The sequence below is a fragment of the Streptomyces sp. NPDC058880 genome (genome assembly GCF_042742535.1).
In the GTDB taxonomy this organism is placed as follows: Bacteria; Actinomycetota; Actinomycetes; order Streptomycetales; family Streptomycetaceae; genus Streptomyces.
Window position 1 is genome coordinate 1 of record NZ_JBHYMC010000078.1, and the last position, 24,592, is coordinate 24,592.

The window sequence follows — 24,592 nt, forward strand, 5'->3', positions numbered from 1 at the left end:
CTGACCAACAGCTCCAGACACCCGGCGCCCCAAGGCCACCGGGCACCCAGTGCTGCCAACCCCCGCCCTGACCTGCTGCTATTTACGCGTCAGACCGTAGGATCCTGCTGGAGTACTAGGTGGCGACGATGCCGGCCACCCGCAGGGCGTGCAGGAGGTCGCGGTGGCGGGCGCCGGAGAGTAAACCGGCCGCCTGGAGCAGACGGGGGGCGAGCCACCGCGGGTCGTACCGGGCCAGGGCGGCGGCCTCCTCCGCGGTGCGGACCCGCACGAAGGCTCCGAGCAGGGCGTCGGCCTCCCGGTTCCGGCCGGCCGCGCCGAGCGCGAGGGCCGCGTCCGCGACCTCGGCGGAGGGGCGGGCGACGCCCTGGCGCAACAGGGCGTCACGGTCGGCCTCCCGGCCGGCGTCGCCGAGGGCCGCTGCGGCGGCCGCGAGCCGTTCGGGCGGCAGCGAAGCCGCTTCCCAGAGCAGGGTGGCCCAGTCGGCGGTGAGCCCCGCGCGGGCGAGTTCGGCGGCCAGGGCGGGCAACTGTCCGGCGGGCCAGGCCGCGGCCTGGCAGAGCAGGGCGTGCGCCTCACCAGTACGCCCCTGCGCGCGCAGGGCGAGCAGTTCGGCGGCGACGGCCCGCGGCCTGCCGGGCGGTGGCGCGGGCTCGGGCGCGGCCTCCGGTACGGCCGCGGGCTCGGGCTGCGGCTCGGGCTGCGGCTCGGGTGCGGCCTTCGGCGGGCCGAACCGGGCACCGCGCGGGGCGGGACGGGCTTCCGGGCTGCCCGGCCCACCCGGGGCGTGGGCGTCCGGGTGGCCGGGAGGCGGGGTGAACGCCAGGGGCTCGGAAGCCGCCGTCCCGGCGTACCGGGCACCCCCGACCCGCCGCGCCCCGCGCAGCCACCGTCCCTCGGCCCGCCCGACGGGCGGCAGCACCGCCGTCGCGCCCTCGTCGGCCCCGCCGGCCCCGTCCTGCGGCCGGGCTCCCGGCCGTGCAGCGGTCCGGGCGGACGCGGCAGACCCCGGTTCCGCGGCCTGCGGGCCCGGATCCTCCGGCCCCGCACCCGCTTCGGCCGGGGACGCCTGCCGGGTGCCCGCCGGGGCGGTGTCCCCGGCGGGCCCGGCGGGTACGCCCGCACGGGGCGCAGGTACCGGTCGCGGGTCCGTTCCGCTAGCGGGCCGGGGCGGTCGTGCGGGCCGCTGCTGGGGGACGACCTGCGACGGGGCGGCCTCCAGGGCGGCCAGGCGGGCCGCCAGGTCCTCGTGGCGGGCCGCGGCGCGGGCCACGTCGTCCTGGGTCCAGGACAGTTCGCGGGTCAGGGCTTCGGTCTGGGCCCGGTCTGCGGTCCCGCCGAGCCGTGCGGTCAGGGTCCGCAGGGCGGCCTCCGATTCGGCCCGCTGGGCCGCGGCCGCCGCGAGCAGGGTCCGCAGTTCTTCGCCGCCCCCCGGCAGCCGGTCCCACACGGTGACCGCTGCCGCCCGCAGCCGCGCGGCGTATACCGTCTCCCGCGCCGCGAGCTCCGCGCCGCCCACCCCCGCCAGGTCCCGCAGCAGCGACTCCACCACGTCCCACGGAGGTATCGCCACCCCGTCCAGGCAGGCCCGCATGCCCTCCGGATCCCGACGCAGGAACTCCCCGTACCAGCCCGCTCCGGCATCCAGCCTCTGCGTCAACCCCCGCAAATATCCGGAGAGTTGACTGATCGCAAGTGAAGTCGCGGTCTCCATGACCGCATTGGACCCCACCCGTGTTACGGGCGGGCTACGGGAGTCTCAAAGCTTGACGGCGATCGCGGTGTGCGGGCGCTTGCCCCGCCGCACCAGAGCGGCGGGCACGTCCACCGCCCAGAACTGCCAGGTGTACTTGCGCGACATCAGCTTGCGCACCCGGCGCAGGCCGTCGTCGTCGAGCAGCCGGGCTTGCCCCTCGTACACGGGAGTCCCCTCCTCCAGGCGCCCGCGCACGTCGCACGCGGCGACGGTGACCCGCCCGTCGTTGCGGATGCGCTTGACCTTCCACGAATCGCTGCGCGTCCACACGTACAGCTCACCCCCGTCGGCGACCGCCCACACGGGCGTGGCCACGGGCGTGCCGTCCTTGCGGAACGTGGTGAGGCTGACGTACCGCGCGCTGCCGAGCTGCTGGAGACCCATACCCGGACCCTAGCGCGGACGGCCGGCGACCCGGCCCACCGCCGCCGCATCGGCCGGACCCGGCCTGCCGGATGGGGTGGGGTGAGGTGGGCCGGGGCCGGGTGGGGCAAGGGCGGGGTGGGGGGCGACACGGCGCGCCCACGTCCCGGGCGCGGCGCGCCCCGGCGGCGGATGGGCACCTCGCACCACCTGTCGGGGGCCGGAACGTCAGCTCACCGCTCAGCGGCCGTGCGGACCGCCCGGCTCAGCGGGTCCCGTGCGGCCGCGCCCGTCCGCGTCGTGCACGGTTCCCGGACGGCCGTCCGGCAGGGCGCACGCCGCCAGCAGCAGGCCTCCCGCGAGGAGGGCGCCGACGGCTGCGCATCCGAGTCGCTTGGCTGCGTTCGTTGCTGACACGCCCTGACGTCTGCCCCGCCCACGGCACGTCCCACCGCAGTTTGGGCCGTTCGGCCCCGGCTCCCGCCCGAACGGCACGATCGCGGTGGCACGGACGCCGCCCGGTGCGACGGCGTCGGCGACGACCGGACCCCGCGCTCCGCCGACGGCACCCGCGCCGCCCGTGCGGAGCCCGCGGTCGCGATCACCGGACGCGGGCCGGGGTCCTCACCACGGTCCGTCCGTGCTCCGTCCTCCTGGGGCGTCCTTCACCATGTGCCGTGCGGGTGTACGACCATGGCCGAGCCACCGCCGCGTCGGGAGGTCTCGGCCGCCGCGAGCCAGCGGCCGTCGGGCAGCCGCTGGACGCCGGTGGCGGCGCCGATCTCCGGGTTCTGTCGGAAGCCCTGGCCCAGGGCTTCCAGTTCGGCGCGCAGCGGACTGTTCCACAGGCCCGGCTCCAGCTCGGTGGTGGTCTGGTTGCGCTGGCTGGCCCGTGGCGTGGCGATGGCGTCGACGAGCGGCAGGCCCCGGTCCAGGTGGCCGGTCAGGGTCTGCAGGACGGTGGTGATGATCGTGGCACCGCCGGGCGACCCGACCGCCAGCACCGGCCGGCCGTGGTCCAGCACGATCGTCGGGGACATCGACGAGCGCGGCCGCTTGCCGGGGCCGGGCAGGTTCGGGTCCGGGACTCCGGGGGCCGCCGGGGCGAAGGAGAAGTCGGTGAGCTCGTTGTTGAGCAGGAACCCGCGGCCGGGGACCGTGATCGCGCTGCCCCCGGTGGACTCGATGGTCAGGGTGTAGGAGACGACGTTGCCCCACCGGTCGGCGACCGTCAGGTGCGTGGTGTTCTCGCCCTCGTACGTGGTGGGGGCGGCCTGCCCGGTGGTGGCACAGGGCTGCGGGCTGCGCGGGTCGCCGGGGGCCAGCGGGCTGGTCAGGGCCCGGTCGGGCCTGATCAGGCAGGCTCGGGAGTCGGCGAACCGCTGCGAGAGCAGTTCGCGTGTCGGTACGTCCTCGGCGGCCGGGTCGCCGACCCAGCGTCCGCGGTCGGCGAAGGAGATCCGGGAGGCCTCGATGAGGTGGTGCAGGTACTGGGCGTCGGAGAGCTTCGCGAGGTCGGTCCGTTCCAGGATGTTCAGCGCCTCGCCGACCGTGGTGCCGCCGGAGGACGACGGCGCCATGCTGTAGACGTCCAGGCCCCGGTAGTTCACCCGGGTCGGGGTCTGCCGCTTGGTGCCGTACGCGCGCAGATCCCCGGCGGTCAGGTCACCCGCCCGGACCGTACGGGTGGCCGCGGGGTCCACCGGGGGCGTGCGGACGGCGCGGACGATGTCGTCGGCGATGCGGCCCCGGTAGAGGGCGCCGGTGCCCTTGCGTGCCAGTTCGGCGTAGGTGTCGGCGAGGTCGGGGTTCTTGAAGGTGGAGCCGACGGCGGGCAGGGAGCCGCCGGGCAGGAAGAGCTTGGCGGTGTCCGGGAAGTCCCGGAACCGCGCCTCGTTGAGCTCGGTCTGGGCCCGGAAGGTGGCGTCCACCGTGAAGCCGTCGCGGGCCAGTCTCTCGGCGGGCTTGAGCAGGTGGCGCAGCGGGCGGCTGCCCCAGGCGTCGAGTGCGCTCTTCCAGGTGGCCGCGGTGCCGGGGACACCGACGCCGAGGCCGCTGGTCTGGCCCTCGGCGAAGGGGATGGGCAGGCCGTTCTCCTGGAACAGGGCGGCCGTGGCGGTGGCCGGGGCGGTCTCCCGGCCGTCGATGGTGTGCACCCGGTGCGAGCGGGCGTCGTAGTAGACGAAGTAGCCTCCGCCCCCGATGCCCGCCGAATAGGGCTCGGTGACCCCCAGTGCGGCGGCGGTGGCGACGGCCGCGTCGACGGCGTTGCCGCCGGCGCGCAGCACGGCGATCCCGGCGGCCGAGGCGTCGGCGTCGACGCTGGCGACGGCTCCGCCGTAGCCGACGGCGACGGGCGCCTTCGCCGGTGGGGCCGGGGTCGCGGCGGCGGGCGGGGCGGCCGTGGTCGCGGCGAGCGCGGCGACGACGGTCAGCAGCGGTAACGTGCGGGCTACGGCGGGACGGTGCATCCGGACCTCCAGTGGCAGCGTGGGCCGAGCCTAGCGCCGGGCCCGCCGCCCCGTCAGGGCGTCGGCGGGGGCGCGCCGTACGGCCGGACCGACCGGATCGGGCCCCGGCGGTGGTCCCGCCGCGGCCGGCCCACGCGGTCCGGTGACGCGGCGAGGTGCCGTGCCGGGACCGCGGCCCGGTGAACCCCGCCGGTCGGCGTACTAGCATCCGGCGCATGAACGACGACGTGCGCAACATCGTGCTCGGGGTGATAGCCGCCGCCGTCAGCGGTGGGTTCGGCTGGTTCTCCCGGACCTTCCTCTGGCGGCGCGCGCTCCGCCGCAAGCAGGCGTTCTTCGGGCTGCCGACCGGCTCCGACTGCCTGTTCGTGGTCAATCGGCAGATGGGGGGAAAGGATTCCTCCCTGCACCGCAACGACGCCTTCGCCCTGCTGGAGATCTCCGCCCTGATCAAGGACTGCGGGGCGAACGTCCAGATCGTCACGCATGACACGGCCCGTCAGGGGTTCGGCGACCGGGCCGAGTTCTGCGTCGGCGGGCCGTCGTCCAACGCCCGCACCACGGCGCACCTGGCGTCCATGCTGCCGGGGATCACCGTGAACACCGAGACCGAGCAGCACGAGGACCGGGGCGCGATCACGGTGGGCGGGGAGACTTACCGGTGGCGCAAGGGGCTGGAGGAGTTCGTGGTGCTGGCCCGGCTGGTGGGCGGGGAGGGCGGCCGTCCGGTGTTCCTGCTCTCGGGCCAGACCGCGGTCAGCAACCAGGCGGCCGCCCGGTACCTGGGCCGACACCACACGCGGCTGGCGCGCAGGTACGGGGTGGGCTCCTTCTGCCTGGTGCTGAAGGTGGTCAACTCCGACGCCTACGGGCCGGACGTGACCGAGCTGGTCGCGGACGTCACCGGGCCGGCCCGGACACCCGCAGCGGCAGCCGTGTGATCCCGTTGATGAAGTTGGATACCAACCGCCTTGGCGGGTCGGTGAGTTCGGGTGCGGGCATGGCAGTACACCACTCCTGGTAGAGGGTGCGCAGCTGGAGGCGGGCGAAGTGCGCGCCGAGACAGACGTGCGGGCCGTCCCCGAAGGACACGTGCGGGTTGGGCGTGCGGCCGAGGTCCAGGCGGCCCGGGTCGGTGAAGACGCGTTCGTCGTGGTTGGCGGAGGCGTGGAGGACGACGACCTTGTCACCGGTCCGGACCGGCTGTCCGGCCAGTTCGTGGTCGACGGCGGCGGTGCGGCGGAAGCTGAGGACCGGTGGGTGGACGCGCAGGAGTTCGTCGACGGCGCGTTCCGGGGGCACGTTCCCCTCGGCGAGCCGGCGGTACTCGTCCGGGGCGTGGGCGAGGGCGAGCAGGCCTCCGGGGGCGGCGCTGCGCACGGTGTCGTTGCCCGCCACGGTGAGCAGGAAGAAGAACATCTCCAGTTCGGCCGGGTCGAGCCCGGCGGTGGCCAGGGCGGTCATCACGTCGTCGCCGGGGTGTCGGCGTTTGTGGGCGGCGAGTGCGCGGGCGTACCCGAACATCTCGCCGAGCAGCGCCGGTGAGCGCGGGTTGCGGGGCTTGCCGTCGGGGTCGAGGAGCGGGGCGGGGGTGTCTTCCGGGTCCTGGTAGCCGATGACCCGTACGGTCCATTCCAGCAGCAGGGCCCGGTCGGCGGGCGGGATGCCGAGCAGGTCGGTGAGGTTGAGGAGCGCGTACTCGTCGGTGACGGTTCGGACGATGTCGGCGGCGCCGTCCTCGGCCGCGTCCCGGGCCGCGGCCAGCAGTGTGCGGGCCCGGTCGCGCACGCGCCCCGTGAAGGCGTCGACGCGGGCCGGGGTGAAGGCGCGGGCCACCAGGCGGCGCAGTCCGCCGTGCTCGGGGGGATCCTGGTTGAGCATGGTGCGGCGTAGGAAGGGCAGGTCGGCCGGGTCGGGGTCGCGGATCTGCGTGGCGCCCAGCCAGGAGGAGTACGTCCGGTGGTCGCGCAGGACCCGGACGACGTCGGCGTGCCGGGTGACGGCCCAGAAACCGGGGCCGGCGGGCCAGCCCTCGATCTCGGGCTCCGCCTGCCGGGCCACGGGGTGGCGGTCGCGCAGCAGCCGGTAGCGGTCGTGCGGGACCGCGGCGGCGTAGATGCGTGGGTCGAAGATGTCGGGGATGTCCGCGGCGTGGTCCATGCGGCCACGGTGGCGGGCGTGCGGTCGCGCCCGCAAGGGCGCCGCCCCTGCGGGCCGGAGCCGCCGGGCGTCAGCGCCGGGGGTCGCAGTCGGCGGCGGGAAGGACGGTGTCGGTGCCCTTGATGCTGACCCGGCTGAGGGTGTCCGGCACCGCGGAGACGCCGAGGGTGCACACCAGCTGGTTGCGGGCCAGCTCCGAGAGGCCTCCCACCGCGAAGGGGACGCTGACCGTCAACCCTTTGTCCGGTGCGTATTTGCTCACCGCCACCGCGTCCACCTGCTCGTCGGAGACCTGCGGCAGCGCCGTGGTGAGTCCGGCCGCCGAAGCCGGACCGGTGGGCCCCTGGAGCAGCAGCCGCACCAGCGGTACGGGCGCGATGATGTACTCGCTGCTGAGCGGGAAGGGGACCGGGACGAGCCGGTCACCCTCCTTGGCGACGAAGTAGAGGACGGCGGCCTTCTTACCGCCGGGGATGCCGACGGCGGCGGCGTGGCCGCTCTCGATCACCCCGGTGCGCTTGATCCCGCATCCGGCGAGCAGCAGGGCGCTGGCCGCCAGCGCGGCGGTGGCCGCCGCGGCGCGGGCTCTCGTCGTGCGCCCTGTCATGCGCGGGCCTCCAGCGGCATGTCGAGGGTGAAGAGGGCACCGCCGGCGGGCCGGTTGCCCGCCCGGAGGGTGCCGCCGTGCAGGCGGACGTTCTCCAGGGTGATGGCGAGTCCGAGGCCGCTGCCGGCGGAACGGGTCCGGGCGGCGTCGGCCTTGAAGAAGCGGTCGAAGATGTGCGGCAGCACCTCGGGGGCGATGCCGGGTCCGCTGTCGGCGACGTCGACGAGGAGCCGTTCGCCGTTCTCGCCGGGTGCGGTGCGCACGGTGACGTGGACGGGGGCGCCGCCGTGCCGCAGGGCGTTGCCGACGAGGTTGGCGAGGACCACGTCGAAGCGGCGCGGGTCGAGGCGGGCGCGTACGCCGTGGGGCAGCGCGGTGGTGACGCGGTGGTCGTCCCAGTGGCGCCGTTCGAGCGTCTTGCGGACGGCTTCGGCGATGTCCACGTCGTCGAGGTTGAGCTCGGCGGCCCGGGCGTCGAAGCGGGAGATCTCCATGAGGTCCTCGACGAGAACGGCGAGTTTGCCGGTCTCGGCGCTGACCAGGCGCAGGGCCTTGGCGGTGTCGGCGTCCAGGCGCGCGGCGTCCTCGTCGAGGACCTCGGTCACGGCGAGCATCCCGGCGAGCGGGGTGCGTAGTTCGTGGGAGACGTCGGAGGCGAAGCGGCGGGCCCGGACCTCGGCCTCCTGGAGTTCGCGTACGGACTGTTCCAGGGCTCGGGCGGTCTCGTTGAAGGTGCGGGCGAGTCCGGCGAGTTCGTCCGCGCCGCGGACCTCGATGCGGGTGTCGAGGCGGCCGCGTCCCAGTTTCTGTGCGGCGCGGCGCATGTCGCGGACCGGCCGCAGCACGCTGCGGGCGGCCAGCAGGGCGGGGACGACGGCGATGGCCAGGCCCGGTACGGCGCCCTGCTGGGCGGCCTCGACCATGGCTTCGACGGTCTGCTTCTCGCCGGAGAGCGGGACGCTGGCGTAGAAGACGACGCCGGTGGAATCGGTGAATCCGTTGTGCTCGAAGACCGCGGGGACGCCGATCGTGAGCCAGGGGTTGCCGCGCTGGTCCTCGACGCGCTGGAAGGCGGCGTACTGGTTGTTGCGGACCCGGTCGCGCAGGCTGTCGGTGATCACGGTGGACGTGGGCGTGCCGGGGTTGGTGGAGACGCGTAGGCCGCCGTACTCGCCGAAGACGATCCACGGGTGGGGTTTACCGCGCTTGCCGAGCTCGATGACGATGCGCTGCAGTTCCTGCTGGTCCAGCGGCAACTGGAGCTGCTGCTGCTCGACCTGGTCGCGCAGGGTGCTGACGGCGGTGTCCTGGGTCTGTTTGAGGATGGCGTTGCGCGCCTGCTGGTAGGTCAGGGCCGCGGTGGTTCCCGCGCTGATCGCGGCGACCAGGAGGAAGGCCGCTATCAGCCGGGTGCGCAGCCCCAGGGGGGCTATGCGTCGCACCGCGGCCTACAGGGGGCCGAAGCGGTAGCCGAAGCCGCGCACGGTCTGTATGTAGCGGGGGCTGCGGGCGGGGTCCTCGATCTTGTGGCGCAGGCGGCGTACGCAGGCGTCCACGAGCCGGGCGTCGGCGTGGTAGCTGTGGTCCCAGACGTACTCCAGGAGCTGCTGGCGGGAGAAGACCTGCTCGGGCGAGGCCGACAGGTGCAGCAGGAGCTTGATCTCGCTGGGGGCGAGGGCGACGCGGTCGCCGTTCTTCGCGACGGTCAGCCCGGCGCGGTCGATGGCGAGTTCGCCGTGCGTCTCGATGCCGGGACGGGACCCCACCGGGTCGCTGAGCCGGCGCAGGACGGCCTTGATGCGGGCTTCGATGACCTCGGTGCGGGCGGGTTTGACGATGTAGTCGTCGGCGCCCGCCTCCAGCCCGATGACGATGTCGAAGTCGTCGCCACGTGCGGTGAGCATGATGATCGGAACCTCGCTGGTCTGGCGGATGCGGTGGCAGACCTGGACGCCGTTGATGCCGGGCAGCATCAGGTCCAGCAGCACGAGCTCGGGTCGGAAGGCCGCCATCAGGGCGAGTCCGTCCTCCCCGGTCTCGGCGGCCCGCACGTCGTGGCCGCGGCGGCGCAGGCCGAGGCCCACCCCCTCGCGGACGGAAGGGTCGTCCTCGATCAGCAGTACACGTGGCATCCGGTCAGTATCCCAAGGCGTTCTTCGGCTTCTCCTCCCGCTACCGGCCGGTCTTGCGCCGCAGGGAGTCCAGCAGGTCGGTGATCTCGGCCAGGCGCAGCGGCCGGGCAAGGAGGACGACGAGCAGGACGAGGGCCGCGGTTCCCGCGCCGACGGCGGCGAAGTCGCCGAAGCGCTCGGCGGCGCGGGCGGTCGCGTGGGCCGCGACGGCGGCGGGCGCACAGGCGGCGAGCAGCCGCAGGTGGGTGCGTACGGCCGTGGCGCGGCGTGCGGTGCGGCTGCCGGAGCGCGGGCCGAGCCGTCGCGCGAGGGCGTATCCGGTGACGGCGGCGCCCGCGAGGAAGGCGGCGGAGGAGGCGGCGGCCATGCCGGTGACCGCCCAGCGCGGGGAGAGCAGGAGGTAGGCGGCGGCCGACAGTCCGGCGTTGAGGGTGACGATGACGAGGTTGAGGAAGAAGGGGGTGCGGGTGTCGGAGAGGGCGTAGAAGCCCCGGGAGAGCACGTACTGCGCGGAGAAGGCGACCAGGCCGGGGGCGAAGGCCGCGAGCATGCCGGCCATGACCTCGATGTCGGCGGCACCGGTGCGCCCGTACCCGAAGACGCTGCCCATCACCCAGGGGGCGAGGGCGGCCATGAGGGCGGCGGCGGGCACGACGAGGGCGGCGCTGGAGCGCAGTGCGGAGGAGACGTCGCGGCGGACGGCGCCGAGGTCGCCGTCGGTGGCGGCGGAACTCATCCGGGGCATCAGGGCGGTGACGAGGGACACGGTGATGATGCCCTGCGGGACGATCCACAGCTGGTAGGCGTTGCTGTAGGCGGTGTAGCCGGCGCCGCCCGCGAGGCCGGCCTCGACCGCCCGCTGTCCGGTCGCGGTGGAGAGCCGGGTGACGACCCAGTAGGCGATCTGGTTGGTGAGGACGAGCAGGACGAGCCAGCCCGCGTTGCGCAGGGGGCGGCCGAGGCCGCTGCCGCGCCAGTCGAAGCGGGGGCGCCAGCGGAAGCGGGCCGCGCGCAGCGACGGGACGAGGGCGAGGGCCTGGACGACGATGCCCGCGGTGGTGCCGAGGCCCAGGAGCCGGGTCTCGGCGGCGGTGAGGCCGCCGGCGGCGTCGTGGGAGACGTACAGGAACAGCCCGAAGACGGCGATGATGACGATGTTGTTGAGGACCGGGGTCCACATCATGGCGCCGAACCGACCGCGGGAGTTCAGCACTTGGCCGAGGAGGGTGAAGAGCCCGTAGAAGAGGATCTGGGGCAGGCAGTAGCGGGCCAGGGCCACGGTGGTGCTCGCCTGGGCACCGGTGTAGCCGGTGTACGCCGAGACGATGAGCGGGGCGGCGAGGACCGCTGCGGCGGTGACGGCGACGAGGGCCGCGGTGCAGGCGGTGAGCAGCCGGTCGGTGTAGGCGGCTCCGCCGTCGGCGTGTTCCTTGGCGGCCCGGACCAGCTCGGGCACGAAGACGGCGTTGAGCGCTCCGCCGACGAGCAGGATGTAGATGATGTTCGGGACGGTGTTGGCCACGGCGTAGCCGTCGCCGAGGAGTCCGGTGCCCAGCGCGGCGACGACGACGGCGGAGCGGATGAAGCCGGTGGCGCGGGAGACGATCGAGCCGGCCGCCATGAGCGCGCCGCTGCGCAGCACCGAGCTCTGCGCCGGTGCCGCGCCGTCGGCGGCGGCGGCGGGGCCGGCCGGTCTGGTGTCGGTGGCCGTCACCGGCGGGCCAGGTAGGCCTGGAACGCCTTGTGGAGCGTCGCGTTGGCGACTCCGTCCATCGGGATCTCCCATTCACCGAGCGTTTCGACGACCTGCCCGCCGGTGCCGAGCTTCCAGCGCAGCAGCCCGAAGGAACGTTCGTCGGGGTCGAGGGTGGAGGGTACCCCGCGCATGTCGTACTCGTCGGCACCGAGGGCGTGCGCATCGCGCATCATGCGCCACTGCAGGGCGTTGCTGGGTCGCACTTCGCGCCGGTGGTCGGCGGAGGCACCGGTCTGGTACCAGACCCTGGCGCCGGTGCTGATCATGGTGTGGGCGGCGAGGATCTCGCCGCGGTGGACGGCCAGGTAGAGCCGCATCCGGCCGGGCTGTTCCTCGTTCAGGACGCGGTACTGCTGCTCGTAGTAGGCGAGGGAGCGGCCGAGCCGGAAGCCGTCGCGCTCCTCGGTGATCCGCAGCAGCCGGTAGAACTCGGGCAGGTCCGCGGGGGTGCCGAGAACGGTCTCCACTCCTGCCTTGTCGGCCTTGCGCACGTTGCGCCGCCACTCCTGGTTGAGGCCTGACCACAGGTCGTCGAGGGAGCGCCTGGCGAGCGGGACGCGGAAGACGTGGCGGGGCTGGGCGTCGCCGTCGTCCTCGCCGCCGCAGCGCTTCCAGCCGCGGGAGCGCAGCCGGTCGGCGAGGGCGGCGCCGACCGGGTCGACCTCGGTGGCGAGGACGTCGGATATCCGGCGGCCCGCTCCGGTACCGGCCTTGGCGGCGGCGGCGTCCCAGCGGCGGTAGGCGGGGCTGGGGCCCATGCGGACGGCGAAGGCCCCGGCGGCGCGCAGGTGTCGCTTGAGCGGGTCCAGCCAGCGGTCGATGCGCGGGTCGGCCCAGTCGGCGACGGGCCCTTCGGGGAGGTAGGCGAAGTATTTGCGGGTGCCGGGAAATTGCCGATAGAGAACGAGCCCGGCACCTTCGATCTCGCCCCCGGGCGAGTGCCATCCGACCATTTCCGAGCGCCAGAGGTCCTTCACCCGGGCCCAGGACGGGTGCTGGAGAAAGCTCGCCGCCCGGGTCCGGCAGAGGAAGGCCCGGTATTCGGGGAGGGACAGGGTGCGCACCCGGAGCTCCTGATCCTGGTCCTGGTCCTGCCGGGCGGGGGTAACGAGCAGTGCGCACACGGCTGACGGCCTTCCTGTTCGTCGTGCGGGGTCGTTCACAGGACTCTCACAGCCGCCCGTGACCGGAGTGCGCGGCGCATGTGACCGGACGATGACCGTTTCGCTGCGGTCCACGTCACAACGCGGAGGCCGAGCTTTTCCGCTGTTTGCGCAACCTAGAGTCGTCCCGTTCCCATCCTCATGTGCGAACGCCCATCACCACCACGACTCGAAGGGGCCCTTCGTTGAGCCGCACACGCCGCACCGCCATTGCGGGCACCGCACTCCTGGCCGCCGCGCTGACCGCCTGCTCGGGCGGGAGTGACGGCGGAAGCGACGGCAAGGGCAAGGACGAACCGAAGTCGAAGGCGCCCATGGCGGTCTCGGTGAACCTCACGGGCGATCAGGTCAAGGCGGGCCAGCCGGTGACCGTGACCGTCGCCGAGGGCAAGCTGGCGCAGGTGAAGGTGACCGACGCCAAGGGCGCGGAGCTGCCCGGCAAGATAGCCGACGACGGCAGGACCTGGACCTCGGAGCGCAACGCCCCGCCCGGTGGGGAGTACAAGGTGGAGGCACAGAACACCGAGAGCCAGAGCGCCGTCACGCAGTTCACGACCAGCGCCGCCGACCGGGTGAACAAGGTCTCGATCAACGTCCCCAAGGGCAGCACGGTGGGCGTGGCGATGCCGGTGTCGATCGTCTTCGACAACCCGGTGACGAACAAGGCCGAGGTGGAGAAGCAGCTCAAGGTCACCACGTCGGACAACACCGAGGGCTCCTGGGGTTGGATCAAGGACCACTCCGGCAACGACCGTATCGACTGGCGGCCGAAGGACTACTGGAAGTCCGGCACCGAGGTGAAGGTCGAGATGAACCTGAACGGTGTGGACTCCGGCAAGGGCGGCGGGTTGTTCGCCCGGGACTACAACACCGAGTTCAAGATCGGCAAGGACCGCCGGGTGCAGGTCAGCCTCGACACCAAGAAGCTGACGGTGACCGAGGACGGCCAGGCGCAGAAGGCGATCCCGATCTCGGCCGGCACTCCGGGCGGCAAGAAGGCGTCCTGGTCCGGGAAGATGGTGATCATGTCGAAGGAGGGCACCATCCGGATGGACTCCCAGACGGTGGGCCTGGACAACGCCTACGACAAGATGGTCGATTACTCGATGCGGCTCACCTGGTCCGGCATGTACGCGCACGCCGCCCCGTGGAACGAGGCCAACTTCGGTCGGACCAACAGCAGTTCCGGCTGCGTGGGGATGAGCGACGCCAACGCCGCGGAGTTCTTCGCCCAGTCCCAGATCGGCGACGCCTTCGAGGTGGTCGGCGCGGGCTCCAAGGGCAACGCCGACATCGGCAACGGCTACGGCGAGTGGAACCTCTCCTGGGACCAGTGGAAGGCCAAGAGCGCCCTGTCCGCCGCCCCGCAGAACGGCTGACCCGCGGACCACACTGCTGACTTTCGTTCAATTGTTACCACCACGTAACTTACCGACGGGTTACCTTCGGTAAGACGCTCCCGTTACCGTCGGGTCACTTTTAGGACTCCGGTGCACGCGAGGAGCGACCGATGGAACGCACCACCACCGCCGCGGCCGTGGCGGCACTCCTGGCGGCGACCGCCCTGGGCCTGGCCCCCCACCAGGCCCAGGCGGCACCCGTACCCGCCGCGGCCACCGTGTCCGCCGCCGCGCGGACCGCCGCCGCAGACCTACGCTTTCACGACATTCCCGGCTCCGACGGCATCACCCTCAAGGGCAACGTCTTCACCCCGGCAGGAGCCCAGAGCGGCCGGAAGTATCCGCTGATCGTGCTGCCCACCAGCTGGGGGCTGCCGCAGATCGAATACATCGCCCAGGCCAAGAGGCTGGCCGACTCCGGCTATGTCGTGGTCTCCTACACCTCCCGCGGCTTCTGGCTCTCCGGCGGCCGCATCGAGGTGGCCGGGCCGCCGGACGTCGCCGACGTCTCCGCCGTCATCGACTGGGCCCTCGCCCACACCCCCGCCGACGCGGACCGCATCGGCCTGGGCGGGGTCTCCTACGGCGCCGGCATCACCCTGCTGGCCTCCGCACACGATCCGCGGGTCAAGGCGGTGGTCGCCATGAGCGGCTGGGCCGACCTCATCGAGTCCATCTACTCGGGCCGCACCCAGCACCTCCAGGCCGCCGGGCTGCTCGGGGCCGCCGGATACCTCACCGGCCGCCCCGGCCCCGAACTCCAGTCGATCCTGGGTGACTTCCTCGGCTCCCGGCTGGACCGCGAGCAGCAGATGATCGAGTGGGGCAGAAAGCGGTCGGCCTCCGAGCAGGTGGACCGGATCAACGCCAACGGCGCCGCGATCATGCTCGGCAACGCCTGGGGCGACACGGTCTTCCCGCCCAACCAGTACGCGCAGTTCTACGAGCGGCTGACCGGCCCCAAGCGGCTGGAGTTCCGCCCCGGAGACCATGCCACGGCCGAGGGCACCGGCCTACTCGGCCTGCCCAACGACACCTGGAACAACGCCCACCGCTGGTTCGACCGCTACCTCAAGGGGGAGCGCAACGGCGTCGACACCGAGGCCCCGGTGCAGATCAAGTCCCGTAGCGACAACGGCTACGAGGGGTACGCCGACTGGGCCTCGGTCGGCTCCGGCGGCACCGAGAGGATCGCGCTCTCCGACAGCGAGCACCTGTTCGCGAACATCGACTCCGGGGCCAACGGCGGCGTCGTACTCCTCTCCAGCGTCCTCGACCAGTTCTTCAAGGCGCCCCCGATCGCCTCGATCCCTCTCCTCCCCCGCTCCTTCGCCGCCGTCTGGCGGTCGGGGCGCTACGACGAGGCCCGCCGGATCCGCGGCACGGTCCGGCTGCACACCACCGTCACGCCCACCAAGGGCGACGGCACCTTCGTCGCGTACCTCTACGACGTCGGCCCGCTCGGCATCGGCAAGCTGGTCAGCAACGCCCCGTACACCTTCCACGGCAAGACCCCGGGCCGGGCCTTCGGCGTGGACCTGGAACTCTTCTCCACCGCCTACGACGTGCCCGCGGGCCACCGGCTCGCGCTGGTCATCGACACCGTCGACCCGCTCTACATCGAGCACAACCCCGCCGGCGCGCAGCTGACCTTCTCCTCGCCCCAGGGCGACCCCAGCTACGTCTCGGTACCGCTGCGCGAGCGGTGATCCCCGGCAGCGGCCGGGCCCGGACGGCCCGCCCTCCAGAAGCCCTCAGTGCTTGAGGATCTTGGAGAGGAAGTCCTTGGCCCGGTCGCTCGCGGGGGCGGTGAAGAACTCCTCCGGGGTGCGATCCTCGACGATCCGGCCGTCGGCCATGAACAGCACGCGGTGGGCGGCGGAGCGGGCGAAGCCCATCTCGTGGGTGACCACGACCATGGTCATGCCCTCCCGGGCGAGCTGCCGCATGACCTCCAGCACCTCGTTGATCATCTCCGGGTCCAGTGCGGAGGTGGGCTCGTCGAAGAGCAGGGCCTTCGGGTCCATGGCGAGGGCGCGGGCGATGGCCACGCGCTGCTGCTGGCCGCCGGAGAGCTGGGCGGGGAACTTGTCCGCCTGGTCGGCGAGGCCGACGCGCTCCAGCAGCTCCCCGGAACGCCGGTCCGCCTCGCCCCTCGCCCGACCGCGGACCTTGACCTGCGCGAGCGAGACGTTGGCCAGGACCGTCTTGTGCGCGAACAGGTTGAAGGACTGGAAGACCATCCCCACCTCGGCGCGCAGCCGGGCCAGCTCCCTGCCCTCGGCGGGCAGCGGCTCCCCGTCGATGAGGATCGTGCCCGACTCGACGGTCTCCAGCCGGTTGATCGCCCGGCACAGGGTGGACTTCCCGGAGCCGGAGGGCCCGATGACCACCACCACCTCCCCGCGGCCGACGGTGAGGCTGACGTCCCGCAGCACGTGCAGCGGTCCGAAGTGCTTGTTGACGTCCCGCAGCTCGATCAGAGGATCGACGGCCATGCGCTGCCCTGCCCACTCGGTGTCGGATGCCGGCGAGCGCAAACTATCCAGCGGTGGAAGCCACTTCGCCGCGACACGCCGTCCGCCGCCGCGAGCCGAGGTGCGCCGCGGTGCGCCGCCGTCTGCCGCGGCGGGCCGCGGGGCGGGTCAGCCCTCGGAGGCCTCCGCGTACGCCTGGCTGAGCTCGGGGGAACCGGTCATCGCCCAGGACACCCCCGACTCGATGACGTTCAGCTCCCGGCCGGAGGCCAGGCGGATCACTGGCTGGCCGTTGGGCCACACCTGCCAGGCCGCCCCCGGGACGGTCCGGACGATCACGGTGCCGAGGTAGAAACCCGCGTCGTTGCCGAGCCAGGGCACCACCTCGGGGTCCCGCCGCCAGCGCGGCATCAGCTGGTCGAGGGAGTCCAACGAAGCCGGGCTCCCGTCGAGTTCGAGCCCGGCCGCCCGTGCATGGACCCGCAGCATCTCGCACTCCGAGAACAACTCGGCGACGCCCTCGGGGTCGCCCACGAGGGCGTCGGCGAGCCCCGCACGCTGTTCCGCTCCACGCCGGTTCAGCCAGTTGTCCAGGAAAGGGATGTTCATACCGCCCAGCGTCGCACCAGGATCCGCAGCTGGCCACAGGGCGCGCCTGGATCCGCCGCCCCGGATCGGCCGCCCGGGACCGGCCGCCGGCGGGGCTCCGGGCCTACCGGTCGAGATCGAGGTCGACGACGACCGGTGCGTGGTCGGAGGCACCCTTGCCCTTGCGCTCCTCGCGGTCGACATAGGCGTCCGTGACGGCCTTGGTGAAGGGCTCGTTGCCGTAGACCAGGTCGATGCGCATGCCCTTGTTCTTGGGGAAGGCGAGCATCCGGTAGTCCCAGAAGGTGTACGGCCGGTCGTACTTCAGCGCGCGCGGGAAGACGTCCGAGAGGCCGACGGCGCGCAGCGCCTCCAGGGCCGCCCGCTCGGCCGGGGTGACGTGGGTGAGGCCCTCGAAGACGGCCGGGTCGTACACGTCCTCGTCGGTCGGGGCCACGTTGAAGTCGCCGAGCACGGCGAAGGGGCGCGGGCCGGCCGCGTCCTCGGTGACGGCCGCGGCCAGGGAGCGGAACCAGTCCAGCTTGTAACCGTAGTGGTCGTGCTCGACCTCGCGGCCGTTGGGCACGTACACCGACCAGACCCGCACCCCGCCGCAGGTGGCGGAGATCGCCCGGGGCTCCTGGACGCCTTCGTAGTCGGGGCCGCCCGGCAGCCCGGTGACCACGTCGTCCAGGCCGACCTTGGAGAGCAGGGCCACGCCGTTCCAGCGGCCGGTGGCGTTGACGGCCGCCTCGTAGCCCAGCTCGCGCAGCTGCTCGTGCGGGAACTGCTCCGCCGAGCACTTGGTCTCCTGGATGCACAGGACGTCGGTGCCGGAGCTCTCCAGCCAGGCCAGCAGGCGCGGCAGCCGGGCGGTGATGGAGTTGACGTTGTAGGTGGCGATACGCATACCCGCCAACCTACCGTCCGGCACCGACAGCGACCGTCACAGCTCGGTGCTGTCCCCCGGGGCGAGCCGCCCGTGGTCGGTGCCGCCCAGCGTGTCCAGGGCGACGTCGTAGATCGGCCGGGCGATGTCGGCGAGGTAGGCGTCGTGGATGTCCAGGGCCCGGCGCGGCGCGACCTCGCGGAGGTAGTCGATCACCTCGGAGACCTTGTTCCAGGGCGCGTGCACCGGCACCATCAGGGTCTCCACCGGGACCCCCGGCACGGTCAGCGCGTCGCCCGGGTGGAAGAGGGACCCCTCCACGAGGTAGCCGACGTTCGTGACCCGCGGCATGTCCGGGTGGATCACGGCGTGCAGCTCGCCGTGCACCTGCACCCCGAACCCGGCCGCGGTGAAGGTGTCGCCGTGGCCGACGGTGTGCACCCGGCCCGGGTAGGCGGAGGCCAACCGCTCGGCGACGCTGCGCAGGGTCCACAGCCCGGCCGCCGGATTCGCATCGAGGGCGGCCCGCAGTCGGCCCTCGTCGAAGTGGTCCGGGTGTTCGTGGGTGACCAGCAGGGCGTCCGCCCCGAGACCGGCGTCCGGTTCGCTGAAGGCGCCCGGGTCGATGACGAGCGTGCGCCCGTCCTTCTCCAACTGGACGCAGGAGTGCAGCCGCTTGGTGAGCTTCATGATCCCAGGCTAGTACCGCGGCGGGCCCGTTTCACGAGCCGGCGTTCACGGGGTGGCCGTGGAGACCACGTAGACCTTCGGGTGCTCGGGGTCGGTGAGGTCCACCGTGATGTCCCGGTCGGGACGCGGGTCGGCCTGCTCCAGGCTGGTCCCGTACCAGGTGGCGCGGGGGCTCCAGCTCCAACCCGCGACCTCGGCGTCGTGGGGCGAGATGGTGACCTCGCCGCGGACCAGCTCGCCGCGGCCGGTGCCGACGGAGGCGAGGAAGGCGTCCAGGTCGGCCGGGGTCACCGCGAACTGGGTGAAGAGCCGGCTCGTGCGCCAGTTGTTGGTCTCCAGGAACCCGACCTTCCAGGCCTTCGACGGGATCGGCACCTCGTAGATGCTGCGCTGCACCCGGGAGGGCCAGCCGGGGCGCACCTTGGACGCACCGACCTTGGCGGCCTTGTCCCGGCCGCTCTCGCGGCTCTGCTGGGTGGAGATCGCCAGGTAGCCCGCGGGCACGCCGATCAGCAGCACGATGATGATCGCAGTGATCCAGCGGCGCTTGACGACGTGCCTGCGGTCCTCGGCGGCGGGCGCGGGCGTGCCGCCCTCGTCGGGGGCCGAGGCCTGGTGGGGCAGGGTGGGCGGGTTCACGGCTGGTCCTGGTCCTGGTCCTCGGGTGCGGCGGTCTCGCGTCTGCGGGCGAACTGGCCCAGTTGGGCGTAGCGCTCGTGGCGTTCGACCCGTCGGCGGGTGGCGCGGCGGAAACGCCGGGCGACGAGCCGGGCGAGGTCGGCGGCGCCGACCATACCCGCCTCGGGACCGAGCTGGGCCTTGGTGATACGGGCCTCGGGGCGGTAGCCGCGGCCGGTGAGGTGGCGTCGGAAGGCATCCCGGGCGGGGCCGATCAGCAGGTCGTCGGCGGCGCTGACGCCGCCGCCGATGACGAAACAGGACGGGTCGAGGGCGGCGGCGAGGTTGGCGATGCCGACCCCGAGCCACTGGCCGATGTCCTGGAGCAGCTCGACGCACATGGCGTCGCCCTCGCGGGCCAGCTCGGTGATCAGCGGCCCGGTGATCTCCGAGACGTTCCCGCCGACCCTGGCGATGATGTTGTACGCCACCGGGGAGTCGGCGGCGGCCAGCTCGCGGGCCTCGCGCACCAGGGCGTTGCCGGAGCTGTACTGCTCCCAGCAGCCACGGTTGCCGCAGGGGCAGCGGTGGCCGCCGGGGACGACCTGCATGTGGCCGAACTCGCCGGCGACCCCGTAGCGGCCGCGCTTGACCTGGCCGCCTTCGAGGATGGCGCCGCCGATGCCGGTGCCGAGCGTGATCATGACGAGGTGGTCCTCGCCGCGTCCGGCGCCGAAACGCCATTCCGCCCAGGCGGCGGTGTTGGCGTCGTTGTCGACCATGACGGGGACCGCGAGCCGGGCCTGGAGGGCGTCGCGCAGGGGCTCGTCGCGCCAGGCCAGGTGGGGTGCGAAGAGGACCCGGGAGCGGTCGGCGTCCACCCAGCCGGCCGCGCCGATGCCGACGGCGTGCACGTCGTGCCGGTCGGAGAGGTCGAGCACGAGCTCGACGATGGTGTCCTCGACCACTTTGGGGCTCTTGGACTTGTCCGGGGTCTCGGTGCGGATCTTCTCCAGGATGATCCCGTCGGCGTCGACGACCCCGGCCATCACCTTGGTGCCGCCGATGTCGATGCCGACGGTCGGGACGCGCGGGGCGGTCAGGTGCGACCGCCGCTCGCGGGTGCCGATGGTGCGCAGGACGGTGCCTCGCGCCGACCCGCGGTGGGTGAGCGTGAAGTCCCGGTACGTGCTCATCGAGTCGTGTCGTCCCTCGTGGGTGCGGTGGTGCGGGTGGCCTGGTCGGTCGGGCCCGCCGGTCCGGTGCGGCCGGCTGCGCGGGCCGCGGCGTCCGTGACGCCCGGTCCCGATTCTGCCACCCGCTCCAGTTCGTGGCTCAGCTCGTCGAGCTCGGAGCCGCCCGCCATCTGGCGGGTGAGCTCGTCCAGGGTGATCGAGTCGCGGGTGTGACTGCCCGCCATGGTGCCGCGCTTGAGCAGCACGAAGCGGTCCCCGACCAGGTGCGCGTGGTGCGGGTTGTGGGTGATCAGGACCACACCGAGACCGGCGTCGCGGGCCGCTGCGACGTACTTGAGGACCACGCCGGACTGCTTGACCCCGAGGGCCGCGGTCGGCTCGTCGAGTACGAGGACCTTCGCCCCGAAGTACACGGCGCGGGCGATGGCCACGCACTGGCGCTCGCCGCCGGACAGGGTGCCGATGGGCTGGTCCACGTCGCGCAGGTCGATGCCCATGCGCAGCAGCTCGTCGCGGGTGGTGTGGCGCATGGCCTGCACGTCGAGGCGGCGCAGCGGGCCGCGGCCCTTCGTCGGCTCGGAGCCGAGGAAGAAGTTGCGCCAGACGGGCATGAGCGGGACCACGGCGAGGTCCTGGTAGACCGTCGCGATGCCGCGGTCGAGGGCCGCGCGCGGGTTGGCGAGGACCGTCTCCTCGCCCTCGATCTCGAAGGTGCCGGCGTCGTGCCGGTGCAGCCCCGCGATGATCTTGATGAGGGTGGACTTGCCGGCGCCGTTGTCGCCCAGGACGCAGGTGATCTCGCCCGCGGAGACCTCCAGGGAGACGTCCTGGAGGGCGCGGATGTTGCCGTAGAACTTGCTGACTCCGGTCAGCTTCACCAGGGCGGTCGTCCCGCCGCCGGCGGTGGTGGCTCCGATGGTGGTCACTTGCTCGCCTCCGCCCGCTTGCGGACCCATGCGTTGAGCAGCGTGGCCAGCAGGAGCATCGCGCCGAGGAAGAACTTGAACCAGTCCGGGTTCCACTGCGCGTACACGATGCCGTTGCTGGTCATGCCGAAGATGAAGGCACCGACCGCCGAGCCGATGGCGGAGCCGTAGCCGCCGGTCATGAGGCAGCCGCCGATGACCGCCGCGATGATGTAGAGGAACTCGTTGCCCACGCCCTCGCCGGACTGGACCACGTCGAAGGAGAAGAGGATGTGCTGGCCGGAGATCCAGGCGCACAGGGCGACACCCATGTAGAGGCCGATGCGGGTCTTCACGACGGGCACGCCGACCGCGCGGGCCGCGTCGGCCCCGCCACCCACGGCGAAGATCCAGTTGCCGGCACGGGTGCGCAGCAGGATCCACGTCGCGACGGCGACCAGGGCCAGCCACCACAGGACGGTGATCTGGAGGGTGACCGAGCCGATCTCCCACTTCGAGGCGAAGAGGGCGCGGGCGGAGGGGAAGCCCTCCATGTCGGCGATGGACTTGGTGGAGACCGTGCCGCTGATCAGCTTGGTGAATCCGAGGTTCAGACCGGTCAGCATCAGGAAGGTGCCGAGGGTGATGATGAAGCTGGGCAGCTTCGTGCGCGTCAGCATGAAGCCGTTGAAGAAGCCGATGGCGAGGGCGACCAGCAGGGACACGCCGACGCCGACCCAGACGTTGGCGGTCATCTGGTAGCTGAACATCGAGCTCACCAGGGCGGAGGTCGTGACCATGACACCCGCCGAGAGGTCGAACTCGCCGCCGATCATCAGCAGCGCCACGGGGACCGCCATGATCCCGATGGTGGAGGCCGAGTACAGGATCGTGCTGAGACTGGAGGCCTGCAGGAAGGTGGGGGCGACGATGGAGAAGAACACGAAGACGGCCACGGCGCCGACCACCGCGCCCAGCTCGGGGCGCGCGAGCAGCCGGCGCAGGAGCGATGCCGGGGCGAGCCGTTCGTCGACGGCGGTGGCGGCGGTCATCGGCTGCCCCGCTCGATGTACTCCTCCAGCTCGGCTGCCTGGGCTGCGGTGACGATCTGCGGTCCGGTGAGCACGGGACGTCCGCCGCCGAGCACGTCGGCGTTGTAGCGGTAGAGCCACAGCAGGTCGATGGCCTCGTATCCCTGCAGGAAGGGCTGCTGGTCCACGGCGAAGCCGAGGGCGCCGGACTTCAGGTCGCGGGCCACCGACTCGTTGAGGTCGAAGGTGTCGACCTCGGCCTTGCTCCCGGCGGCGTCCTTGGCCTTGACCGCGGTGGGGGCGAAGGGCGCACCGAGGGTGAGGATCGCGTCGATGGACGGGTCGGCCTGGAGCTTGGCCTGGACGGCGGCCTGCACGGAGGGCATGTTCGTGCCCTCGACGTACAGGTTCTCCATCTCTCCCGGGAAGGTCTTCTTCGCGCCGGCGCAGCGCTGCTCGTGACCGACGTTGCCCTGCTCGTGCAGGACGCAGACGGCCTTCTTGCGGCCGCGCCGGCCCAGCTCGGTGCCGACGGCCTCGCCCGCGACCGTCTCGTCCTGGCCGATGTGCGTGAGGGCGCCGTACGCGGCGGACTGGGCGGAACCGGAGTTGACCGTGATCACCGGGATGCCGGCCTTGACGGCCTTCTGGACGACGTCCTTGAGGGCCTCGGGCTTGGCCAGGCTGACGACGATCCCGTCGACCTTCTGGTCGATGGCGTTCTGCACGAACTGCGCCTGCTGCTGGGCCTGGTCGTCGTGGGAGTAGACGAAGTTGATGTTGTCCTTGGCGGCGGCCTCCTTGGCCCCCTTCTGGACGATGTCCCAGAAGGTGTCGCCGTCGCCCGCATGGGTCACCATCGCGAAGGTCCAGCGCGGGGTGGAGACGGCCGGCCGGCCCGCCTCTGCGGCCTTCGCCCGCTCCTCGGCGCGCTTGCCGCCCGTACTGCTGCAACCCGCGAGCGAGGCCCCCAGCGCCGCCGCGAGCACGGCGCCCACGACGCGTACCCCTGTCCGAACCCTAGCCACGTCGCCGCGCCCTTCCCTCGTGCATCTCGTCCGTCTCGTCCCTCTTGTCCGCCGCCGCGTCCGTCCCGCGCGCTGCGCCGTCCGTCATGATTCGGTCATTCCGGTTTCAGCCGCCCAGTATCCGCCACGGTGGACCATGAAGGGCCATCGGGGCATGCCCCCGCAGACCGACACGGCGGGATCGCTGCTCAGCGCGCGAAATCCCCAAGATCGATGCGAGCGGATTGACAGGCTCCGCCGACCGGGCCAATTTGAATCCATGCGCATCGGGCTTATCGGAACTGGCCGGATCGGCTCGTTCCACGCGGCGGCGCTCGCCCGCCACCCGGAGGCGGGCTCGCTCCTGCTCGCCGACTCCGATCCCGCGCGGGCGGCACGCCTGGCCGACCGGCTCGGGGCCACGGCCGCGCCCTCCGTGGAACAGGTCTTCACCTGGGGCGTGGACGCGGTGGTCGTGGCCTCCTCCACCGACGGTCACGCGGAGCTGGTCGTACGGGCGATCCGCGGCGGCCTGCCGGTGTTCTGCGAGAAGCCGGTCGCCCCCGACCTCGCCCGCACCCTGTCCGTACTGCGCGAGGTGTCCGCCCTCGGAGGACTGCTCCAGGTGGGCTTCATGCGCCGCTTCGACGCGGGCTACCTCACCGCCCGGGAGCTGGTCCGCTCCGGAGCTCTGGGACGGCTGCACACCGTACGGACGACGACGGCCGACCCGGCACCGCCCGCCGCCGACTACCTGGCGGCCTCGGGCGGCCTGTACCGGGACTGCATGGTGCACGACTTCGACATGGTGCGGTGGGTGACCGGGCACGAGGTGGTGGAGGTGTACGCGGCCGGATCGGACGCCGGGCCGCCACAGTTCCGGCAGACGGGCGACGTCGACACGGCCGCGGCCCTCCTCACACTGGACGACGGGACCCTGGTCACGGCGACCGGCACCCGGTGCAACGGCGCCGGCTACGACGTGCGGATGGAACTCGCAGGGGAGCGGGACCAGGTCTCCGCCGGGCTGGACGACCGGACCCCGATCGCCTCGACCGAGCCGAACGGCCCGCCGCCCGCCAGCAAGCCGTGGACCGGCTTCCTGGAACGCTTCGGCCCGGCGTACGAGGCGGAGCTGAACGCCTTCGTGCACCTGGTGCGCGGCCAGGGCGAGAACCCCTGCGATGGCTGGGAGGCCCTGGCCGCGCTGCGGGTCGCGGAGGCCTGCGAGCTGTCGCGGCGGGAGCGGCGCCGGGTCCGGCTGGAGGAGCTGCCGGGCCTGCCAGATCGGTGACCGGGTCGGTGAGCAGGGCATCCGGCCACCCTACGGCGGTGATCCTCGGCTGACTGCGGCGCTTTCCGGACACGCTCGGGGACGCCCGG

23 protein-coding genes are annotated in these 24,592 nt (G+C 72.7%); 4 read left to right on the forward strand and 19 right to left on the reverse strand.

The window, feature by feature from the left end; translation table 11 throughout:
* Positions 1-115 precede the first annotated feature (115 nt).
* The 4 genes from ACFW2G_RS29595 to ggt all read right to left on the reverse strand — a co-directional run bounded on the left by ACFW2G_RS29595 (position 116) and on the right by ggt (position 4,590).
* On the reverse strand, positions 116-1,660 hold the full coding sequence (locus tag ACFW2G_RS29595; protein WP_384585017.1) for a hypothetical protein: 1,545 nt from the start codon (positions 1,658-1,660) through the stop codon (positions 116-118).
* Positions 1,661-1,759: 99 nt separating this feature from the next.
* On the reverse strand, positions 1,760-2,140 hold the full coding sequence (locus ACFW2G_RS29600) for a PPOX class F420-dependent oxidoreductase (protein WP_037915767.1): 381 nt from the start codon (positions 2,138-2,140) through the stop codon (positions 1,760-1,762).
* A 219-nt stretch (positions 2,141-2,359) separates the two neighbouring features.
* Positions 2,360-2,536 (reverse strand): hypothetical protein, encoded by a 177-nt coding sequence (locus ACFW2G_RS29605; RefSeq protein ID WP_157840144.1) that lies wholly within the window; start codon positions 2,534-2,536, stop codon positions 2,360-2,362.
* A 248-nt stretch (positions 2,537-2,784) separates the two neighbouring features.
* Positions 2,785-4,590 carry a gamma-glutamyltransferase gene (gene ggt, locus ACFW2G_RS29610; protein WP_078555781.1) on the reverse strand — a complete coding sequence of 602 codons (1,806 nt, stop codon included), beginning with the start codon at positions 4,588-4,590 and terminating at the stop codon, positions 2,785-2,787.
* 215 nt (positions 4,591-4,805) lie between these two features.
* Here ggt and ACFW2G_RS29615 point away from each other — a divergent pair, with 215 nt between their 5' ends.
* Complete coding sequence (locus tag ACFW2G_RS29615) at positions 4,806-5,531, forward strand: hypothetical protein (RefSeq protein ID WP_037915762.1); 726 nt, start codon at positions 4,806-4,808, stop codon at positions 5,529-5,531.
* Here the strand turns inward: ACFW2G_RS29615 and ACFW2G_RS29620 are convergent.
* From ACFW2G_RS29620 to ACFW2G_RS29645, 6 genes are all read right to left on the reverse strand, one after another.
* Complete coding sequence (locus tag ACFW2G_RS29620) at positions 5,491-6,750, reverse strand: cytochrome P450 (protein WP_384446852.1); 1,260 nt, start codon at positions 6,748-6,750, stop codon at positions 5,491-5,493. The genes ACFW2G_RS29615 and ACFW2G_RS29620 overlap by 41 nt on opposite strands.
* Positions 6,751-6,820: 70 nt before the next feature.
* Positions 6,821-7,357, reverse strand: a complete 537-nt coding sequence (locus ACFW2G_RS29625) for a hypothetical protein (protein ID WP_384446854.1) — start codon at positions 7,355-7,357, stop codon at positions 6,821-6,823.
* Positions 7,354-8,799 carry a HAMP domain-containing sensor histidine kinase gene (locus tag ACFW2G_RS29630; protein WP_037915755.1) on the reverse strand — a complete coding sequence of 482 codons (1,446 nt, stop codon included), beginning with the start codon at positions 8,797-8,799 and terminating at the stop codon, positions 7,354-7,356. The genes ACFW2G_RS29625 and ACFW2G_RS29630 overlap by 4 nt, the downstream gene beginning before the upstream one ends.
* 6 nt (positions 8,800-8,805) lie before the next feature.
* A complete protein-coding gene (locus ACFW2G_RS29635; RefSeq protein WP_037915752.1) occupies positions 8,806-9,489 on the reverse strand; it encodes a response regulator transcription factor in 684 nt (227 codons plus the stop codon).
* Between the two features lie 40 nt (positions 9,490-9,529).
* Positions 9,530-11,203 (reverse strand): murein biosynthesis integral membrane protein MurJ, encoded by a 1,674-nt coding sequence (gene murJ / locus ACFW2G_RS29640; RefSeq protein WP_384585014.1) that lies wholly within the window; start codon positions 11,201-11,203, stop codon positions 9,530-9,532.
* Positions 11,200-12,369, reverse strand: coding sequence for a lipid II:glycine glycyltransferase FemX (locus tag ACFW2G_RS29645; protein ID WP_384585011.1), 1,170 nt, complete (start codon positions 12,367-12,369; stop codon positions 11,200-11,202). Before ACFW2G_RS29645 ends, murJ begins: the two co-directional genes overlap by 4 nt.
* A 224-nt stretch (positions 12,370-12,593) precedes the next feature.
* Here ACFW2G_RS29645 and ACFW2G_RS29650 point away from each other — a divergent pair, with 224 nt between their 5' ends.
* Complete coding sequence (locus ACFW2G_RS29650; RefSeq protein WP_384585008.1) at positions 12,594-13,787, forward strand: Ig-like domain-containing protein; 1,194 nt, start codon at positions 12,594-12,596, stop codon at positions 13,785-13,787.
* Between the two features lie 131 nt (positions 13,788-13,918).
* The gene (locus ACFW2G_RS29655) at positions 13,919-15,517 is read left to right on the forward strand and encodes a CocE/NonD family hydrolase (RefSeq protein WP_384585005.1); all 1,599 of its coding nucleotides are present in this window, start codon (positions 13,919-13,921) and stop codon (positions 15,515-15,517) included.
* A gap of 45 nt (positions 15,518-15,562) precedes the next feature.
* Here the strand turns inward: ACFW2G_RS29655 and ACFW2G_RS29660 are convergent, their stop codons facing one another.
* From ACFW2G_RS29660 to ACFW2G_RS29700, 9 genes are all read right to left on the reverse strand, one after another.
* The gene (locus ACFW2G_RS29660) at positions 15,563-16,306 is read right to left on the reverse strand and encodes an amino acid ABC transporter ATP-binding protein (protein ID WP_037915733.1); all 744 of its coding nucleotides are present in this window, start codon (positions 16,304-16,306) and stop codon (positions 15,563-15,565) included.
* Between the two features lie 147 nt (positions 16,307-16,453).
* Positions 16,454-16,894 (reverse strand): DUF6278 family protein, encoded by a 441-nt coding sequence (locus tag ACFW2G_RS29665; protein WP_384585002.1) that lies wholly within the window; start codon positions 16,892-16,894, stop codon positions 16,454-16,456.
* A 103-nt stretch (positions 16,895-16,997) separates the two neighbouring features.
* Complete coding sequence (locus ACFW2G_RS29670; RefSeq protein WP_384446862.1) at positions 16,998-17,783, reverse strand: exodeoxyribonuclease III; 786 nt, start codon at positions 17,781-17,783, stop codon at positions 16,998-17,000.
* A gap of 36 nt (positions 17,784-17,819) precedes the next feature.
* Positions 17,820-18,452, reverse strand: coding sequence for an MBL fold metallo-hydrolase (locus ACFW2G_RS29675; RefSeq protein ID WP_384446864.1), 633 nt, complete (start codon positions 18,450-18,452; stop codon positions 17,820-17,822).
* Positions 18,453-18,497: 45 nt separating this feature from the next.
* Positions 18,498-19,091, reverse strand: a complete 594-nt coding sequence (locus ACFW2G_RS29680; protein ID WP_037915722.1) for a hypothetical protein — start codon at positions 19,089-19,091, stop codon at positions 18,498-18,500.
* Positions 19,088-20,266, reverse strand: a complete 1,179-nt coding sequence (locus tag ACFW2G_RS29685) for an ROK family glucokinase (RefSeq protein ID WP_037915719.1) — start codon at positions 20,264-20,266, stop codon at positions 19,088-19,090. Before ACFW2G_RS29685 ends, ACFW2G_RS29680 begins: the two co-directional genes overlap by 4 nt.
* Positions 20,263-21,222, reverse strand: coding sequence for an ATP-binding cassette domain-containing protein (locus tag ACFW2G_RS29690; protein ID WP_384584998.1), 960 nt, complete (start codon positions 21,220-21,222; stop codon positions 20,263-20,265). The genes ACFW2G_RS29685 and ACFW2G_RS29690 overlap by 4 nt, the downstream gene beginning before the upstream one ends.
* Positions 21,189-22,223 (reverse strand): ABC transporter permease, encoded by a 1,035-nt coding sequence (locus ACFW2G_RS29695; RefSeq protein ID WP_384584995.1) that lies wholly within the window; start codon positions 22,221-22,223, stop codon positions 21,189-21,191. Before ACFW2G_RS29695 ends, ACFW2G_RS29690 begins: the two co-directional genes overlap by 34 nt.
* The gene (locus ACFW2G_RS29700) at positions 22,220-23,230 is read right to left on the reverse strand and encodes a sugar ABC transporter substrate-binding protein (protein WP_078555779.1); all 1,011 of its coding nucleotides are present in this window, start codon (positions 23,228-23,230) and stop codon (positions 22,220-22,222) included. Before ACFW2G_RS29700 ends, ACFW2G_RS29695 begins: the two co-directional genes overlap by 4 nt.
* Positions 23,231-23,489: 259 nt before the next feature.
* Here ACFW2G_RS29700 and ACFW2G_RS29705 point away from each other — a divergent pair, with 259 nt between their 5' ends.
* Complete coding sequence (locus tag ACFW2G_RS29705; RefSeq protein ID WP_384446875.1) at positions 23,490-24,503, forward strand: Gfo/Idh/MocA family oxidoreductase; 1,014 nt, start codon at positions 23,490-23,492, stop codon at positions 24,501-24,503.
* The last annotated feature ends 89 nt before the right edge of the window (positions 24,504-24,592 follow it).